At 70.3% G+C, this 18,229-nt stretch carries 5 protein-coding genes; 2 read left to right on the top strand and 3 right to left on the bottom strand.

Annotation, left to right across the window (positions count from 1 at the left end; genetic code table 11):
- The first annotated feature begins 31 nt into the window (after positions 1 to 31).
- Positions 32 to 1,531 (top strand): M28 family peptidase, encoded by a 1,500-nt coding sequence (locus AB0K21_RS16795; RefSeq protein ID WP_343964806.1) that lies wholly within the window; start codon positions 32 to 34, stop codon positions 1,529 to 1,531.
- Positions 1,532 to 1,671: 140 nt separating this feature from the next.
- On the opposite strand, the gene AB0K21_RS16790 is transcribed toward AB0K21_RS16795, so the two are convergent.
- From AB0K21_RS16790 to AB0K21_RS16780, 3 genes are read right to left on the bottom strand one after another with little or no spacing between them, the layout of a single operon-like run.
- Entirely contained in the window at positions 1,672 to 1,863 is a 192-nt protein-coding gene (locus AB0K21_RS16790) for an MbtH family NRPS accessory protein (protein WP_343964808.1), read from the bottom strand.
- Positions 1,860 to 13,508 (bottom strand): amino acid adenylation domain-containing protein, encoded by an 11,649-nt coding sequence (locus tag AB0K21_RS16785; protein ID WP_364150792.1) that lies wholly within the window; start codon positions 13,506 to 13,508, stop codon positions 1,860 to 1,862. Before AB0K21_RS16785 ends, AB0K21_RS16790 begins: the two co-directional genes overlap by 4 nt.
- Positions 13,505 to 16,999, bottom strand: coding sequence for an amino acid adenylation domain-containing protein (locus AB0K21_RS16780; protein ID WP_364150789.1), 3,495 nt, complete (start codon positions 16,997 to 16,999; stop codon positions 13,505 to 13,507). The genes AB0K21_RS16785 and AB0K21_RS16780 overlap by 4 nt, the downstream gene beginning before the upstream one ends.
- Before the next feature lie 327 nt (positions 17,000 to 17,326).
- Here AB0K21_RS16780 and AB0K21_RS16775 point away from each other — a divergent pair, with 327 nt between their 5' ends.
- Positions 17,327 to 18,157 (top strand): undecaprenyl-diphosphate phosphatase, encoded by an 831-nt coding sequence (locus AB0K21_RS16775; RefSeq protein WP_343964813.1) that lies wholly within the window; start codon positions 17,327 to 17,329, stop codon positions 18,155 to 18,157.
- The last annotated feature ends 72 nt before the right edge of the window (positions 18,158 to 18,229 follow it).

The raw sequence follows: 18,229 nt of genomic DNA, 5'->3' as shown, positions 1-18,229 counted from the left end.
GGGGACCCCCACACCCTCAAACCCGAGGAGCATGATGCGCAGTCTGTGGACCATGGGCATGGCGGCGATCCTGGCCATCCCCCTGGCGTTCACCGCACCATCGGCGTCGGCCGCCGTTCCACCGGACATCTCGCTGACCGCCGTGAAGGCACACCTCACCCAACTCCAGTCCATCGCCACCGCCAACGGCGGCAACCGCGCCCACGGCCGCCCCGGCTACCTGGCGTCGGCCAACTACGTCAAGGGCCTGCTGGACGGCGCGGGGTTCACCACCACCCTGCAGTCGTTCACCTACGGCGGCGCGACCGGCTACAACGTCATCGCCGACTGGCCCGGAGGCGACCCGAACGACATCCTCATGGTCGGCGCCCACCTCGACAGCGTGACCGCGGGCCCCGGCATCAACGACAACGGCTCGGGCAGCGCCGCCATCCTGGAGACCGCCCTGGAGGTCTCCCGCCAGTCGCTGGCTCCCACCAAGCACCTGCGCTTCGCCTGGTGGGGCGCGGAAGAGCTGGGTCTGCGCGGCTCGCAGGCCTACGTGAACAGCCTCTCGGCCACCGAGCGGGCCAAGGTCAAGGGCTACTACAACTTCGACATGGTCGGCTCGCCCAACGCCGGCTACTTCATCTACGACGGCGACAACTCCGACGGCGTCGGCTCGGGCCCCGGCCCGGCGGGCTCGGCGCAGCTGGAGGCGACGCTCCAGGCGTACTTCACCTCGATCGGCGTGGCGACCCGGGGCACCGACTTCGACGGCCGCTCCGACTACGGTCCGTTCATCGCCGTCGGCATCCCGGCCGGAGGCACCTTCACCGGTGCCGAGGGCATCAAGACCAGCGCCCAGGCCACGCTCTGGGGTGGTACGTCGGGCCAGGCGTTCGATCCCTGCTATCACCGGGCCTGCGACACCACGACCAACATCAGTGACACCGCGCTGAACCGCAACGCCGACGCCATCGCCTACGCGGTGTGGACCACCGCCACCGCCACGCCGCCGACGGTCCTCTGGCAGGACACCTTCGAGACCTCGACCGGCTGGACGACCAACCCCTCGGGCACCGACACCGCCACCTCGGGCCAGTGGGAGCGCGGCGTCCCGCAGGCCACCACCTCCAGCGGCGCCAAGCAGCTCGGCACCACGGTCAGCGGCACCAACGACCTGGTCACCGGCAGGCTCGCGGGCACCGCGGCGGGCGACTACGACATCGACGGAGGAGTCACCAGCATCCAGTCACCCGCCGTCACCCTGCCGTCGGGAACGCTCAAGCTGGCGTTCTCCTGGTACCTCGCGCACGGTTCCAACTCCTCCACCGCCGACTTCCTGCGGGTGAAGGTCGTCGGCTCCACCACCACCCAGGTGTTCCAGCAGCTCGGCGCGGCCGCCAACCGCAACGGCGCCTGGGGCACGGCCAACGTCGACATCTCCGCCTTCGCCGGGCAGAGCGTCCGGATCCTCGTCGAGGCCGGTGACGCCTCGGGCGCCTCCCTGGTCGAGGCCGGCATCGACGACGTCAAGGTGACCCGCTAGTAGATCCAGGCCGAAACGGGTGAGGCTGGGCGGTCACAGACCCCGCCCAGCCTCACTGTTCGCGGCCGGTCGGCCGCCCCTTCACATCAGCCCCGCACCGTTCACCTGCCGCGGGGACGTGGCTCGCGCGCGATGAGTGCTCATCCGCCGAGTTCGCCGCGGAGGCTCAGCGGGCGCATGTCGGTCCACTCGGTCTGGATGTAGGCCAGGCAGTCCTCCTTGGAACCGGTCTTCCCCACCTCGCGCCAGCCGTTGGGGATCGCCCGGCCGGCGGCCCAGATGGAGTACTGCTCCTCGTGGTTCACCACGACGGTGTAGAGGTCGGCGGTCATCGGGTGGCCCCTTCTTTCATGACGAGCTGGCGGTCGGCCAGCTCCTGGAGTACGTCCTTGTCGGTGATGATCTTCGCGTCGGGGATGACGTCCGGCAGGTCGTCTTCGAGAAGGCGGACCGGCCGGTAGCGGTAGGCGGCGAGACCGAGCAGCACCGTGCAGACACCTGCGGTGATCATGAGATATCCGATGCCTCGCCCCGGGTCTGCCGCGAGCGGCTCGAAGACATGTTCCACGAGCGGCGCCGCCGACAGGAATCCGGCGGGCACCATCATCCAGCTGAACATCAGGGTGGTCGCGATCACCCGGCCCTGGAGTTCGAGCCCGACCTTGGCCTGGACGATGGAGAGCCAGTGCGTGTTGACCCCGGCGGTGGCCAGGCCCATGCCGAACAGACCGAGAGCCGGGAAGACCGGGTGCGGCCAGAGCCCCATCACGGCCATCGACAGGCCTATCAGGACGAAGCTCCCGATGATGCCCGTGGTGCGACGGGGCAGGCCCCCGGTCACGCTCATGACAGCGCTGCCCACCAGCAGCCCCACACCGCTCGCGGCAAGGATCATGCCGAGCACGGCGGGGTCACCCAGTGACAGTGCGAGAGGGGTCGCCAACAACTCGACCATCCCCATCATGAAGTTCAGCACGGCGGTGAAGCCGATGATGGCCACGAGGCCGTGCCGCCGTGAGATGTAACGCCAGCCGCCGAGGAGCTCCTTGCCGAACGGCTCCTCCTTCCTGACGAAGAGCGTGTCGGGGAAACGGACGCTGAGGGTGATCGTGACGGCGACCAGGAACGTGACCAGGTCGATGAGAAGGATGCCCGGCAACCCGATGACGGCGACGAGCGCGCCCCCCAGCAGGGGAGCCAGGGTCGTGCCGACGGCGCTGCCGAGCTGGGTGATGCCGTTCGCCCTCCCGTAGTACCGCTTGGGCACAAGCTGGGTGACGGCGGCCAGGTAGGCAGGTTGCTGGAACGCGTTGGCACAGGCGCTGATGGTGACGGCGACGAAGATGTGCCAGAGTTCGAGATGGCCGAGTATGAAGAGGGTGCCGAGACCGAGGGTCCCCGAGGCGGCGAAGGTGTCGGCGAAGATCATGATCTTTCGCCGGTCCCAGCGGTCCGCCAGCGTTCCGGCGATCGGCGCCAGCACCACGGCGGGTATGAGGGCCAGGACCGCGGTGAGCGCGAACAGCGAGATCGCCCCGGACTTCTGGTAGACCCACAGGCCCATGGCGAACGTGGTCAGACCTGTGCCGACGACCGAGACGAGCTGCCCTGCCGCGACGAGGGAGAACGTCCGCAGGCTCGGCTGTGAGGTCCGCGCCGGCGGTGTTCCGGCCCGCTCCTCCCGGGCCCGGCCGTCCTCCGTGTGATCATCCCGGGCCTGTTCGTTCCCGCTCCGGCCGTCGGGCCGCCCATGGTAGGAGGTGATGATGTCCATGAGCTCGGCTGCCTGGTGTTTCTGGAAATAGTGCCCCGCCCCCTCGATGAGCTCCAGGGACACGGAGTCCGAGAACTCCTCCCACTCCTTGAACCGTTCCTCGTACAGCTCGGTGGCCCGGTCGGCGGTTCCGATCACGGAGACGATCGGTGCCGCGAGCTTGCGTGCCGCTCCGTCCCGGTACCGGGCGGTGTAGTAGTCCTCACCATTCTCGACGTCCCTGAAGAACACCCGCATCAGGAACGCCTGTTCCTCATCGGTGAGGGCGTCGGTGAAGAATCCCATGGCGCGTAGGAAGCCCAGCTGGGCGCGCTTGGAGATACGGCGTTCCGCCGGCAAGATCCTGTTAAACAGGTCGGCCAGCCTTCCCGGCAGGCGTGGCGCCGGGAAATGGCCGCCGATGAAGAGCCGGGCGAAGTCGATCCCCTCGGCCTCCAGCCGCTCGGCCAGCGCGACGGTCATCGCGCCCCCCATGCAGTGCCCATAGAGGACGAGCGGGCCGGTGATCCGCTCCTTGATCTCCTCGACGCAGCGGCTCAGGAGCTCGTCCATCGGGAGCATCGGTTCGTCCGGCCGGTTGACATCGTGGCCTGGAGGCTCCAGCGCGTACAGGGAGACGTTGGACGGGGCGGCGGCGGCGAGCGACCGGTAGATGATGGCACCCGCGCCGGCGAACGGCAGGCAGACGATCGTCATGGGGGAGTCCCCCTTGGCACGGGGTGGCGTCAGCTCGTGGAAGAGTCTCCTGCTCCGCCCTCCGCTCTCCGGCGTGCTCCGCTCTCCGGCGTGCTCGGCGAACGAGCGGACGGTCGGGTTGTTGAAAAGGTCCAGCACACCGGCGGAAAGGCCGTTCCCACTGACGGCACGCACGGCTTTGAACGAGTCACCACCCAGGTCGAAGAAGTTGTCGTCGATCCCGAGACGTTCCACGCCCAGTACCTCCGCCCACTGCGTGACCAGAGCCGTCTCCAGCGGGGTCCTCGGCGCGACGTAGCCACTGTCGTCGAAGGAGCGGTTACGGTCGGGAGCGGGCAGGGCCCGCCGGTCCACCTTGCCGTTCGGAGTGAGCGGGAAGTCCTCCATCGTCACGAATGCCGTGGGCACCATGTAGTCGGGCAGGTTCCTGCGCAGGTAAGTCCGCCATTCACCGGCATCGACCGGGTCCTGGCCGGGGTGCGGCCGCAGATAGGCGACGATCTCCTTGGCGCCGTCCTCCTCGCGGATGACCACCACCGCGTCGAGCACCGTGGGGTGCGCCAGCAGGTGGGTTTCGATCTCGCCCAGCTCGATCCGGTAGCCGCGCACCTTCACCTGCGCGTCATTGCGCCCGGCGAACTCGACGGTGCCGTCCGGCCGGAACCGGCCGAGGTCCCCGCTGCGGTAGAGCCGCGCCCCTGGAACGGACCCGTAGGGATCGGGCACGAACCGGTCGGCGGTTACGTCGGGCTGGCCGAGATAGCCCCGGGTGACTCCCAGGCCGCCGATGTGAATCTCGCCGACGGCGCCGACGGGAAGGAGCCGCATCGCGTGGTCGAGCACGTAGACCTGGGTGTTCGCGATCGGGGGACCGATCGTGATGGGGCCTCCGTCCTTGTGGACCCGCGCCCCGGTCGAGTAGATCGTCGTTTCCGTCGGGCCGTACATGTTCCACAGCTCGCCGGTCCGGTCGAGCAGGTCGGCGGCCAGCGCGGCGGGCAGCGCGTCCCCTCCGGTCACGGCCTTGAGCCCGGGTATCCCCTGCCACCCCGACGACACCAGCAGGTGCCAGGTGGCGGGCGTGACCTGCAGGAACGTCGCGTTCTCCGCGGCCATCAGGGCGGCCAGGCTCGTCGCGTCATAAGCCTGGTCGCGGGTCGCGATCACCACCCGGGCTCCGACGGAGAGCGGGAGGAACATGTCCAGGACCGAGATGTCGAAGGCGAAGCTCGCCACGGCCACGAGCGTGTCCGACGGTTTCAGCCCCGGCGCGCGCCCCACGGAGTGCAGGAGGTTGACGGCCGCCGAGTGCGGGACGGCCACGCCCTTGGGGCGGCCGGTCGATCCCGAGGTGTAGATGATGTAGGCGAGGCTTGAGGCGGGAGCCGGCACCTCGGGTCTGTCGGTGCTCTCCAGCTCGATGTCGGCGTCCAGCAGGACCGTCTGCCCGCCGTACCCGTCGTAGTCGCCCAGGACTCCCTCCTGAGCGATCAGGACCGCGGCCCCGGAGTGCTCCAGGATGTACGTCCGACGGTCGCGCGGGTACATCGGGTCGAGCGGTACGTACGCCCCGCCGGCCTTGAGCACGGCCAGCAGTGCCACCATCATCGTCTGCGAGCGTTCGACGGCCACCCCCACCAGCACGTCGGGGCCGACGCCGAGCGAGCGGAGACGGTGGGCCAGCCGGTTCGCCCGCCGGTCGAGCTGGCGGTAGGTCAGCGAGAGCCCGTCGAAGGTGATCGCGACCGCCTCGGGGGTGCGGTCCGCCTGCCGCTCGACCAGTTCGTGGATACGGCAGGCGGGCACCTGGTCGTCCGCCGAGACGTTCCACTCGACGAGCTGTTCACGGCGCTCGGCGGGAGTCAGGAACTCGGCGTCGGCGAGCCGGATTGAGGGATCCGCGACGAATGCCTCCAGCAGGGTCTCAAAGTGGCCGAGCATGCGCTCGACGGTGCGCTCCTCGAAAAGGTCCGTGTTGTACTTCAGTTGGCAGTCGAGCCCGCCGTCCACCTCGTAGACGTAGAGCCCCAGGTCGACCTGGGAGGCGTTCGCGTTGACATCCGGCCTGCGGACCCGCAGCCCGTCCATCAGCACCTCGTCCGAGGGAAGGTTCATCAGGTTGAACATGACCTGGAAGAGGGGGTTCCTGCTGGGATCCCTGGGCAGGTTGAGGGCGTCGACCAGCCGCTCGAACGGGACGTCCTGGCGTGCGTACGCGTTCAGGGCCGTCTCGCGGACCCGGGGAAGGAGGTCATCGAACGACATCTGGCCGTCGAACCGGGTACGCAGTACGAGCGTGTTCAGGAAACACCCGATCAGTTCCTCATGCTCGGATCGGGTACGCCCGGCCACCGGCGAACCGACACAGATGTCGGACTGCCCGGTGTAGCGGTACAGGAGTGTCTGCAACGCGCCGAGCAGCGTCATGTAGAGGGTCAGCCCGCGCTCCCTGCTGAGCCCGCGCAGCCGGTCCGCCAGATCCAGGGGAAGCAGCCGGGTGGAGACCGCGCCGTCGAAGGTCTGCAGTGGCGGCCGGGGTTTGTCCGTCGGCAGTTCCAGGGCCGGCGGCGCGTCCGCCAGCTGCCGCGTCCAGTAGGCCAGCTCGGGCTCCAGGACCTCTTCCACCCGTTCGCGCTGCCACCGCGTGTAGTCACCGTAGCTCAGGGGCAGGTCGCCCAGCGGCGATTCACGGTTCGCGGCGAACGCGTTGTAGAGGACGCCCAGCTCCCTGGCCATGATCCCCATCGACCACCCGTCGGAGACGATGTGGTGCATGTTCAGGGACAGGACGTGGTGCGTCGGTCCCAACCGTAGCAGGGCGGCCAGGAACACGGGCCCCTCCGCCAGGTCGAACCGGGTCCTCGCCAGCTCGGACGCGACCTGTTCGGCGGCCGTCATATCGGGAACCTCGATCACCGGCAGCTCGACCGGGCCGGGCGCGGCGACCAGCTGGACCGGTTCCCCGCCGGACACCGGGAAGGTCGTACGAAGCGCCTCGTGCCGGTGGACGATCTCCTGTACGGCGGCCTGCAGAGCGCGCTCGTCCAGCTCGCCCTCCAGCTCCAGCGGCACGGCGATCGTGTACGCGCGCTGGTCGGGGTACATCTGGTCCATGAACCAGATGCGCCGCTGCGCGAAGGAGAGCGGCAGGGGGCCGCCGTCCGGTTTCCCCGGCGGTTCCTCCGTGACCTCGCCCGGAGGTTCCTTGGTGACGGACTCGGGATGCTCCCCGTCGTCCGGTTTCCCCGGAGGTTCCTTGGTGACGGATTCGGGACGCTCCTCGGTGACGATCCCGGACTCCAGGAGCGACGCGGCCAGACGGGCCACGGTGGGGTGCTCGAACACGGCCTCGATCGGGATCTCCACCCCGAGGACCGAGCGGAGTCTGGCCACGAGCTGGGTGGCCAGCAGCGAGTGACCGCCCAGCTCGAAGAAGTCGTCGTGGTCCCCGATGGGGGTGATGCCGAAGAGTTCCTCCCACACCGCGGCGATGCGTGCCCGCATCGCGTCACCGGGCGCGGGTTCCGGCGAGGAGAGGGGGGAGCCAGGAGAGAGGCCGTCGACGGCCTCCTCCGCCGGCTGGGCGGGCGTTCCCCGCCCCTGGACCCAGTGCCTTTTCCGCTCGAACGGGTAGGTGGGCAGGGGCACTCGCGGCCCGCCCTCTGGAAGGCGGGCCCAGTCGACCGGCACGCCGGCGAGCCAGAGCCGGCCCACCCCGTCCAGCACGTGGGCGAGGTCGTCCGTGTCGTCGGCCGGGTGCCGCATCAGCGTGACGACGGCGTTCGCCGGGGTCTCCGGCCCGTCCTCCTCCCGCCGGTCCGGCCGGCCGCCGTCCCGGTTCCGCAGGAACGTGGCGAGCGTACGGCCGGGTCCCACCTCCGCGACGGCGTGGCCCTCATCCAGGAGGATCCGGGCGCAGTCGCCGAACCGCACGGTCTCCCGCAGGTGCCGTGCCCAGAAGGCCGGGTCGGTCGCCTCCTCGGCGGTGACCCACGATCCGGTGACGTTCGACAGGTAGGGGAGCCGGGGCGGCTGGAGGGACACCCGGCCCACCTCGGCGGCGAAGGCGTCCAGGACGGGGTCCAGCATCGAGGAGTGGAACGCGTGGGAGGTCCGCAGCTGCCGGCAGGTGACGCCGCGCCGCGACAGCCGCTCCTCGACCGCGGCGACGGCCGAGTGCGGGCCCGCCACCACGCAGAGCGCGGGCCCGTTGACCGCGGCCAGCGACAACTCCTCGTCCAGCAGCCAGCGCACCTCCGTCTCGGGCAGGGGCACGGCGAGCATGGCCCCCGAGGGCAGGTCCTGGACCAGGCGGCCTCTGGCGCTGACCAGTCTCAGCGCGTCCTCGACGGAGAAGACCCCGGCCAGGCAGGCGGCGACGTACTCACCGATGCTGTGGCCCGCCATGGCCGCGGGCCGCACCCCCCACTCCATCAGGTGGCGGGCGAGGGCGTACTCGGTGACGAACAGGGCGGGCTGGGTCAGCCAGGTCTGCTGCAGCGTCGAGCCGTCGCCGGCGTAGAGGACGTCGCGCAGGTCCAGGCCGAGGTGCGGACGCAGGAACTCCGAGCAGAGGTCGACGGTCGCGCGGAACACGCCCTCCCGCCGGTACAGATCCGCGCCCATGGCCGGGTACTGGGACCCCTGCCCCGGGAAGACGAACGCCACGCCACGCGTCCGCCGGGCCGTTCCCGAACGGAGCCGCTGCGGGTCCTTCGCGGTCAGGATCTCGACGGCGGCCTTGCGGTCGGCGGAGACCAGCGTCCGCCGGTGGTCCAGCTCGCGCCGTCCCAGCCGCAGCGTCGTGGCCGCGCTCGCGAGGCTCACCTCGGGGTGGTCGCGCAGGTGGTCGCCGAGCCGCTCGGTCACCGCGTCCAGAGCGGAGGGCGTCCTGGCGGACAGGATGAGAAGCTCCGGGTCGTCGGCGGTGTCCCTGGGCGGGACCCGCGGCGCCTCCTCAAGGATGACGTGGGCGTTCGTGCCGCCCATTCCGAACGAGCTGACCGCGGCCCGGCGGGGGCCGTCACCGGTGGGCCAGGCACGCGATTCGGTGTTGACGTAGAAGCGCGTGCCGTCGAAGTCGATCCTGGGGTTGGGCGCGCTGAAGTTGAGGCTCGCGGGCAGCGTGCCGTCCTTGAGCGCCATGACCGTCTTGATCAGTCCCGCGACGCCGGCGGCCGCGTCGGTGTGGCCGATGTTGGACTTCACCGAGCCGAGGGCGCAGGGCCGCGAGGTCTCCTCGCGCCCGTAGACCTGGGCCAGGGCGGCGACCTCGATCGGGTCGCCGAGCGGCGTCGCCGTGCCGTGCGTCTCGATGTAGTCGATCGTGCCCGGGGAGACGCCGGCCACGGCCAGCGCCCGCTCGATCACCTCCGCCTGCCCGTCGACGGCGGGGGCGACATAGCCCACCTTGCGCGCGCCGTCGTTGTTCACCGCGGAGCCGCGGATGACCGCGTGGATGACGTCGCCGTCGGCGATCGCGTCCTCAAGCCGCTTGAGCGCCACCACTCCGACGCCGCTGGAGCCGAACGTGCCCTGCGCGTCCACGTCGAACGGACGGCAGTGGCCGTCCGGGGACTCGATGCCGCCCACCTGGTAGAGGTAACCGCGGCGCTGCGCCGCGTCGACCCTCGCCCCGCCGGCCAGCGCGATGTCGCACTCGCCCGACAGCAGGCTCGTTCCCGCGAGGTGGATCGCCACCAGCGAGGTCGAGCAGGCCGTGTTCACGCTGATGCTCGGACCGCGCAGGTTGAACTTGTAGGAGACACGGGTGGGCAGGAAGTCCTTGTCGGTGCTGAGCATCAGCTGGTACTCACCGACCGCGCGGACGACCTCGGGGGCGTGGAGGAGATTGTCGGTCAGGTAGGTGCTCCTGCCCGAGCCGGCGAACACCCCGATCTGCCCGGAGTACCGGTGCGGGTCGTACCCCGCGTACTCCAGCGCCTCCCAGGAGCATTCCAGGAACAGGCGGTGCTGCGGGTCGAGGATCTCCGCCTCGCGGGGGGTGAGGTCGAAGAACCCCGCGTCGAACCGGTCGATGTCGGCGAGTACGGTGCCGGCCTTGACGTAGGCGGGGTCGCCGAGCAGGGCGGGGTCGCCGCCGTCGGAGAGGATCTCCTCGTCGGAGAAGGGCCGGACGGCCTCCACCCCGCCGTCGATGTTCCTCCAGAACTCCTCCGGCGTACGGGCGCCGGGGAAACGGCAGGCCATCCCGACGACGGCGATGGCGCCGCCGGAGGGCGCGGTGGCCTTCACCGCCACGGTGGCCTTGGCGGGTTCCCCGGCGACGAGGAAGCCGGCCAGCGAGCGGATCGTGGGGTGGCGGAAAAGGTCGGTGACGGTGAGCCGGTCGCCGAACAGCTCCACCAGCTTCCCGTGTACGGCGAGCAGCAGCAGTGAGTGGCCGCCGACCTCGAAGAAGTTGTCGTGCGCCCCGACGTCGTCCCGGCCGAGCAGCGTCCTCCACACGCCCGCGACGATCCCCTCCACGTCCCCCTCCACATCGTTGTCGCGCGCGGGCTCGGGGACCGGCCCGGAGGACGGGGCGGGCAGCGCGGCCCTGTCGACCTTGCCGTTCGCCGTCAGCGGCAACGCGTCCAGGACGACGAACGCGGAGGGGACCATGTAGTCGGGCAGTTCGGCTCTGAGCGCCTCGCGCAGCGCGCCGACACCGCCTTGGTCACCGCCGCCGTCGCCGTCGCCGGACTTCACGACATAGGCGACCAGGCGTCTGTCGCCGGGGGTGTCCTCCCTGAGCGCCACCGCCACGTCGGCGACGGCGGGCAGCCGCGTCATCACGGCCTCGATCTCACCCAGCTCGACGCGGAACCCGCGCAGCTTCACCTGGGTGTCCTGCCGGCCAAGGTATTCCAGGTTGCCGTCGGCGCGGTAGCGGACGATGTCTCCCGTCCGGTACATGCGCTCGCCGCCCGACGTCGAGAACGGGTCGGGCAGGAACCGCTCGGCGGTCAGCCCCGGGCGGTTCAGGTAGCCGCGGGCGACGCCCGCCCCACCGACGTGGAGTTCACCGGCCACCCCGACGGGGACCGGGTTCAGCAGGGGGTCGAGGACGTACAGCCTGGTGTTGGCGATGGGACGGCCGATCGGGACCGCCCCGGTGACCGGCGACCGCTCGGAGACCTCGTAGGTGGCGCATCCGACCGTGGTCTCCGTCGGACCGTACTCGTTGATCAGGCGGGTGTCCGGAGCGTGCCGGCGCCAGAACGCGATGTTCTCGGCGAGCAGGCTCTCCCCGCCGATCACGAAACTCCTGGTCCTCCCTGCGGCCTCGTGCGGCGGGAGCTGGTGTGCCACGACCTCCAGGTGAGCAGGGGTGATCTTCGTGAGGCCGTACGGCGCCCGCCCGGCCAGGAGCGCCTCGCCGAGCCCCTCGGCCCCCGCGTCCTCGGGCAGCAGGTGCACCGTGCCACCGGCGAGCAGCGGCACCAGCAGGCTCGTGACGGTCAGGTCGAACCCGACGGAGGAGTGGACCGGCGCGCCGCCGACGGGGGCGTACTCGTCGCGGGCCCAGGCCGCGTAGTTGGCGATGCCGCGATGTGTGACCATCACGCCCTTGGGCCGCCCGGTCGAGCCGGAGGTGTAGATGACGTAGGCCAGGTCGTCGTGGCCGGTCCCGCTCTCCCGCAACGGGGGCGCCTCGGAGCCGTCGAGCGTCTCCACCTCGACCACCCGGGCCGACGAGTCGGCGAACCGGTCGGCGAGCCGCCCCGAGGTCAGCAGCAGAGCCGCCTGCGTGTCGTCGAGCACGAAGGCCAGCCGGTCCCTCGGCTGTGCGGGGTCCAGCGGTACGTACGCCCCGCCCGCCTTGAGCACGGCGAGGAAGGCGACGGCGAACTCGACGGAGCGCTCCAGGCAGATCCCGACCAGGCCGCCGCGGCCGACCCCCAGCGCCTGGAGAGCCCGCGCCCACTCGTCGGAAGCGGCGTCGAGCTCCCGGTAGGTCAGCTCCCCGCCTTCGTCCACGACGGCCACGGCGTCCGGGACGGACCGGGCGCGCAGGGTGAACATCCGGTGGACGAGGTTCTCACCGATCGGCTGGTCGGTCTGGTTCCACCCGAGGAGAATCCGCTCGCGTTCCACGGGCGACAGGATCGGCAGTTCCCAGACCGGCGTCGTCGCGTCGGCCACGGCGGCGGCCAGGAGTGTGCCGAAGTGACGGCTGAGACCGCGGATCGAGACCTCGTCGAACAGGTCGGTGCTGTACTCGACGGACCCCTCGATGCCGTCCTCGCCGTCCCGTACGGCGAGTGTCAGATCGAACTTCGACGTCTCGCAGGGCAGCTGGACGGGGGTGACGGTCAGCTCGTCCAGGTCCGGCCGGGACTCGGCTCCCTGCTGGTAGATGAACATCATCTGGAAGAGCGGGCTGCGGCTGAGGTGACGTTCCGGGCGCAGCGCCTCGACCAGCTTCTCGAAGGGCAGGCCCTGGTTGGCGTGCGCGTCCAGCATCGCCTCGCGCACGCGCGCCACGACCGCCGCGAAGGAGGGGTTCCCCGAGACGTCCGTACGGATCACCACGGTGTTGGTGAGGAACCCGATGAGACCTTCCAGCTCCGCGCGGTCGCGGTTGGCGATCGGGGTGCCGACGACGATGTCGGTGTGCCCGGTGTAGCGGGCCAGCAGGATCTGGAAGGCGGCCAGCAGCACCATGGCCGGGGTGGCGCCCAGGCCTCGGCAGAAAGCGTGGAACTCCTCCGCCGGCCCTTCGACGCGGAACGGCAGCGACCTGCCCTCGAACGACTGCGCCGGCGGGCGCGGCCGGTCGGGGAGGAGCTCCAGCACCTGGGGGGCGCCTTCGAGGGCCCGCCGCCAGTGGGAGAGCTGGGCGTCGTACTCGGGGCCCGCCGACCACTCCCGCTGCCAGACCGCGAAGTCCGGGTACTGGATGGCCGGCTCAGGCAGTTCCACCGGCCGACCGGCGCGATGAGCCGTGTACAGCTCGCCCAGCTCGCGGTTGAACACCTCAAGCGACCAGTCGTCGGCGACGGCGTGGTGGAAGGTCAGCAGCAGGACGTGCTCCTCGGGGCCGCGCCGCAGCAGCCGCCCGCGCAGCAGCGGCCCGCGGCCCAGGTCCATCGGCTCCGCGGCCAGCGCCGCCAGCCGCGACCACAGCTCGTCCTCGCCGTCGCAGTCGATGACGGGCAGGTCCAGGCGCAGGTCCGCCGCGATGAGCTGCACCGGCTCGGCACCGTCCATGGCGAAGGTCGTCCGCAGGCTCTCGTGCCGGGCGACCAGCTCGTTCAGCGCCTTGACCAGCGCCTCGTGGTCGAGCGGTCCCTGAAGCCGGTAGGCGACGGGCACCAGGTACAGGCTCGTGCCCGGCAGCATCCGGTCCAGGTACCAGAGCCGTTGCTGGGAGAACGACATCGGCGCCCGCTCCGACGGCTCGCGCCGGGGGATGCCGCCGGAGCGGGCCGGTAGCCGCCGTTCCCTCCTCAGCGCCTCCAGCAGCTCGCGCTGGCGCGGCGACAACTGATCACTGTTCACCCGGTTTTTCCGATCTCTCGCAGAAGTACTTCCATGTCGCTGTCGGAGGAGGTGGCGACCACCAGGAACAGCTCGGCCGCCTCCTCCAGGCCGGGGCCGTGCTCGTCGAGCAGCGTCCTCGCCAGCGCGGCGACGGTGGGTCCCTCGAACAGGACCTTCAACGGGACGTCGACGTCCAGCGCCTCCCGAAGGGCCGAGGCCGCGCGCGTGGCGAGGAGGGAGTGACCGCCCAGGGTGAAGAAGTCGTCGTGGAGCCCCACCTCCTCCGCCCCGAGGATCTCGCCCCAGCTCATGGCGATGACCTTCTCCAGTGCCGTCGCCGGGGCGACGAACACCTCGCTCCCCGGTACGGGTGCGGGGTGGGCGCCCTCGAACTCGACCGCCGTGTGCGGGCGGGCGTCGGCGGGCTCCGCACGGGGGCCGCGCAGCTGCTCGGTCCCCGCCGCCGGCGGAAGCTCGGAGATCCGGCGGAGCGGGTTTTCGGCCACCCCTCGCAACACCTCCTCGTAGTGCGCGAGGAACAGCTCCATCGTCTCGGCGTCGAACAGGTCGGTGCTGTACTCGACGGTCAGCACGGGACCGTCCGGCGGGAAGTCGACGGATGTCAGCAGGTCGAACTTGGCGCAGCCGTTGTCGATCTCCCCGTTCATCGCGACGCGGATTCCGGCGGCGTGCGCGGCGGGCACCTCCTGCTGCATCACGAACAGGACCTGGACGAGCGGGTTGTGGGCGGCTCCCCCGCCGAGGCCGAGGCTCTCGACGATCCGCTCGAAGGGGACGTCGGCGTTGGCCGACGCGTCGAGAGCCGTCCGCCGCACCTCGCGGAGCAGGTCGGCGAACAAGGGGTCCCCCGGCAGGTCGACCCTGAGGGGAAGCGTGTTCGTGAAGAAGCCGACCAGCCGTTCCGCCTCCGGGTGGTCACGTCCCGCGACGGGCACCCCCACCACGATGTCCTGCCGGCCCGTGTAGCGGCGGAGCAGCACCTGGAAGGCGGCGAACATCACCATGAACAGGCTGGCCCGCGCCTGCACGCCCACCGACTCCAGGGTGGGGACGAGCCCGGCGGGCAGCGGACGGCGAAGCTTCGCGCCGCGGTGGCTCCTGGCCGGGGAACGAGGGCGGTCGTAGGGCAGTTCCAGGGAATCGGGCAGTCGCGCCAGACGTCCGCCCCAGAACACCAGCTGTTCCTCGGCAACGCTCTGCAGCCGCTCCGACGACCAGGCGGTGAGGTCGGCGTAGCGGGCGGTGAGTGTGGGCAGTGCCGGGGGACGCCCGGTGACGATCGCCTCGTACAGTTCGCCCAGCTCGGTGAGGAGGACGCTCGCCGACCAGCCGTCGAACGCGATGTGGTGCACGGTCAGCAGGAGCTCGTGCCGGTCGTCGGCGAGCCGCAGCAGCAGCCCCCGCAGCAGCGAGCCGGTACGGAGGTCGAAGGGGGCCCGGGCGTCGGCGTCGACGAGTTCGGCCCGCCGCTCGCCCGGGAGCCCGCGCAGGTCGGCGGTGACGAAGGGAACGGGCCGCCAGGTGTCCACGTGCTGGACGGGCAGGCCCGACCGCTCGTCATAGCGGGTGCGCAGGGGTTCGTGCCGCCTGACGATCTCGTTCACCGCGCGTTCGAGCGCGGCGGCGTCCAGGTCGCCGTCGATCGTGTAAGAGGTCGGCACGTTGTAGAGAGCGCTGCCGGGAACCAGGCGGTCGATGAACCACAGCCGCTGCTGTGCGGGCGAGAGCGGCGACCACTCGCTCACCGAGCCGAGGACGAGAGGCCGCGACGCTTCCTGCACTCCGCCGTCGATCTCTCTGGCGACGGCCGCGACGGTGGGATGCTCGAAGAAGATCCTCGACTGGACCGGCCTGCGCAGGACGTCCTCCAGTTGCACGGCCATCCGCATCGCGGTGAGCGAGTGACCTCCCAGTGCGAAGAAGTCGTCGTGGACGCCGACCCGCTCCAGGTCGAAGACGCGCCGCCACACCTCGGCGACGGCCGCTTCGGTGGGCGTCCGGGGTGACGTCGAGTCACGGACCGTGTCGGCGACCTGGACCGAGGGCAGCGCGCGGAGATCGACCTTCCCGTTGAGGGTGAGCGGCATCTCCGCGAGCGGGACGAAGCGCGCGGGAACCATGTACTCGGGGAGCTTGGCACCGAGAAACGCCCGCAACTCCTCAACCGTCCCACCGCTCATGACGACATAGGCGACGAGCTGGTCCTGCTGGAGGAGCACCGTGGCGGACCGCACGTGGGGGTGCCGGCCGAGCACCACCTCGATCTCGCCGAGCTCGATCCGGTAACCCCGGAGTTTCACCTGGTGGTCGGCGCGACCGATGAAATCAAGCCGGCCATCGGGCCTGGTCCTGGCGAAGTCACCCGTCTTGTAGAGTCGCGCGCCCGCCGATCCACCGAACGGGTCCGGGATGAAGACCTCGGCCGTCAGCTCGGGTCGCCCCAGGTAGCCTCTGGCCACTCCGGCTCCGCCGATGTAGATCTCGCCGGCCTCGCCGGACGGCACCGGTTCGAGGTGCTCGTCGAGCAGGTAGACGTCCACGTTGCCGATGGCCTTGCCGATCGAAGGCGCGCCGGTGTGCTCAGCGTGGGCGGGTATCTCGGCGACGGTGGCCATGACCGAGCATTCCGTGGGGCCGTAGCCGTTCACCAGGCGGAAGGGAAGCCCCGGAGGCGGGTGACGGGTGAGGCGGTCCGCGCCGGTGAACATGATCCGGAGCTTCGTCGCAGGCGGCCAGTCGAGATCGATGAGAGCTTCGACGACGGGCGTGGGGAAGAAACAGGCGGTGATCTCCTGTGCCACGACCCAGTCACGCAGAGAGGTGAGGGAACCCAGGGTGTCGGCGTCCGGTACCGCGATACTCGCCCCCACCGTCAGGTAGGTCCAGATCCAAAAGACGCTTCCGTCGAAGGCAGGGCTGGCGATGAGCGCGCTCCGGTCCTCCGCCGTGATGCCGAACTCCTCGTGGTGCCATCGCACCACGTTGACCAGCCCGCCGTGTGGTACCAGGACCCCCTTCGGGCGCCCGGTCGAGCCGGACGTGTAAATGGTGTAGACAAGCCTGTCGAGGTGTGACCGAGTGGTCTCCCCGCCTGCGAGGACCCCGCCTTCCGTTTCCTCGCTTTCGAGGTCCTCGCTTTCGAGGTCCTCGACGAGGATCAAGGGAGGAGCGTCGGGGTGCGTCAGCCGCGCCGACCAGTTCGAGTTGGTCACCACGGCGACGACCCGGGCGTCGTCCAACATGGTGTGGAGGCGCTCGGCCGGAGCCGACGGATCGAGCGGCACGAAGGCGGAGCCCGTCTTCAACACGGCGAGCTGGGCCGCGACGAGGAGTACGGAGCGATCCGCGAGAACCCCGACGAGAGACTCCGGGGCCGCCCCGAACCCGGCGATCCGCTTCGCCAACCGAGTCGACAGGGCGTCCAGCGCCTGGTAGGTGAGAACGCCGTCCGACGTGATCAGCGCGATCGCCTGGGGTGCGGCTCGCACGCGCTCCTGAAACAGATGCAGGACGGTCAGGGGGGATTGCGCTGCCATATGACGCCGTTTCGTTAGGCGAACTCCTTAGGTCGGAGTATGTGAACCCCTCTTGCGTCCAACTTGGCAACGGCTTAAGTGGTACTAGGTTTTGGGGCTGCCCAAAATGTCCAGGTGACCGCTCCGACACTCCGCGGTCACCATGCCGTCCCCTCCGGCGGCGGGCCCGGCCGGTTCGCGGCCGATGGCACATCTCAGCCTGCGGACCGGGTCACAGCCGGCCCGTCCCTGCGCTAGCCTCGCGTACGCTACGCACGTGCTGGTACGGAAGGTGCTCAAGTGATCAGCTGGTTCGAAGCGGTGGTACTCGGACTGATCCAGGGACTGACGGAGTTTCTGCCGATCTCCTCCAGCGCCCACATCCGGGTCGCCTCGGCGTTCTTCGGCTGGGAGGACCCCGGGGCCGCGTTCACCGCGGTCATCCAGCTCGGCACCGAGGCCGCGGTGGTGATCTATTTCCGCAAGGAGATCTGGGAGATCATCTCCACCTGGACGCGTTCCCTGTGGACACCCGACCTGCGCGGCCACCACTCCGCCCGGATGGGCTGGTACGTCATCGTGGGAACCATTCCGATCGTGGTGCTCGGCCTGCTCTTCAAGGACTCCATCGAGAGCGTCTTCCGCGACCTGCGCCTGATCGGCACGACCCTGATCGTCTTCGGTCTCATCCTGTGGTTCGCCGACCGCACCGCCCGCAACAGGCTCACCCTGGAGCGGCACCTCAGCTTCACCCACGCCCTGGTCTACGGCTTCGCCCAGTCCCTCGCGCTGATTCCCGGCGTGTCACGCTCCGGCGGCACGATCAGCGCCGGGCTGCTGCTGGACTACCGCAGGGAGGAGGCCGCGAAGTACTCCTTCCTGCTGGCCATCCCGGCCGTGCTCGGCGCCGGCTTCCTGGAGCTGTCGAAGATCGGCGAAGGCCCGGCGCCCGACTGGGGCCCGACGATCCTGGCCACCGTGATCTCCTTCGTCGTGGGCTACCTGGCGGTCTCGTGGTTCCTGAAGTACATCAGCACCCACCGCTTCACCGGCTTCGTGATCTACCGGATCGCCCTCGGCGTCCTCATCATCGCCCTGGTGAGCACCGGGGTCCTCGACCCGTCGGCCTAGGGTCCCGGCCTCTCCCGGCACCCGCTGCCGGCGGCGACCCGGCGGCGGCCCGGCGGCCGGGGGCCTGTCCGC

The organism is Streptosporangium sp. NPDC049248 (genome assembly GCF_040678965.1).
Lineage (GTDB): Bacteria > Actinomycetota > Actinomycetes > Streptosporangiales > Streptosporangiaceae > Streptosporangium > Streptosporangium fukuiense.
Note: the sequence above shows the minus strand (reverse complement) of the source record. Positions and strands in the feature narration are given on the sequence as shown.

Coding starts and splice junctions, on each gene's coding strand:
- AB0K21_RS16795 (WP_343964806.1), top strand. CDS start 32: ATGATGCGCAGTCTGTGGACCATGGGCATGGCGGCGATCCTGGCCATC.
- AB0K21_RS16790 (WP_343964808.1), bottom strand. CDS start 1,863: ATGACCGCCGACCTCTACACCGTCGTGGTGAACCACGAGGAGCAGTAC.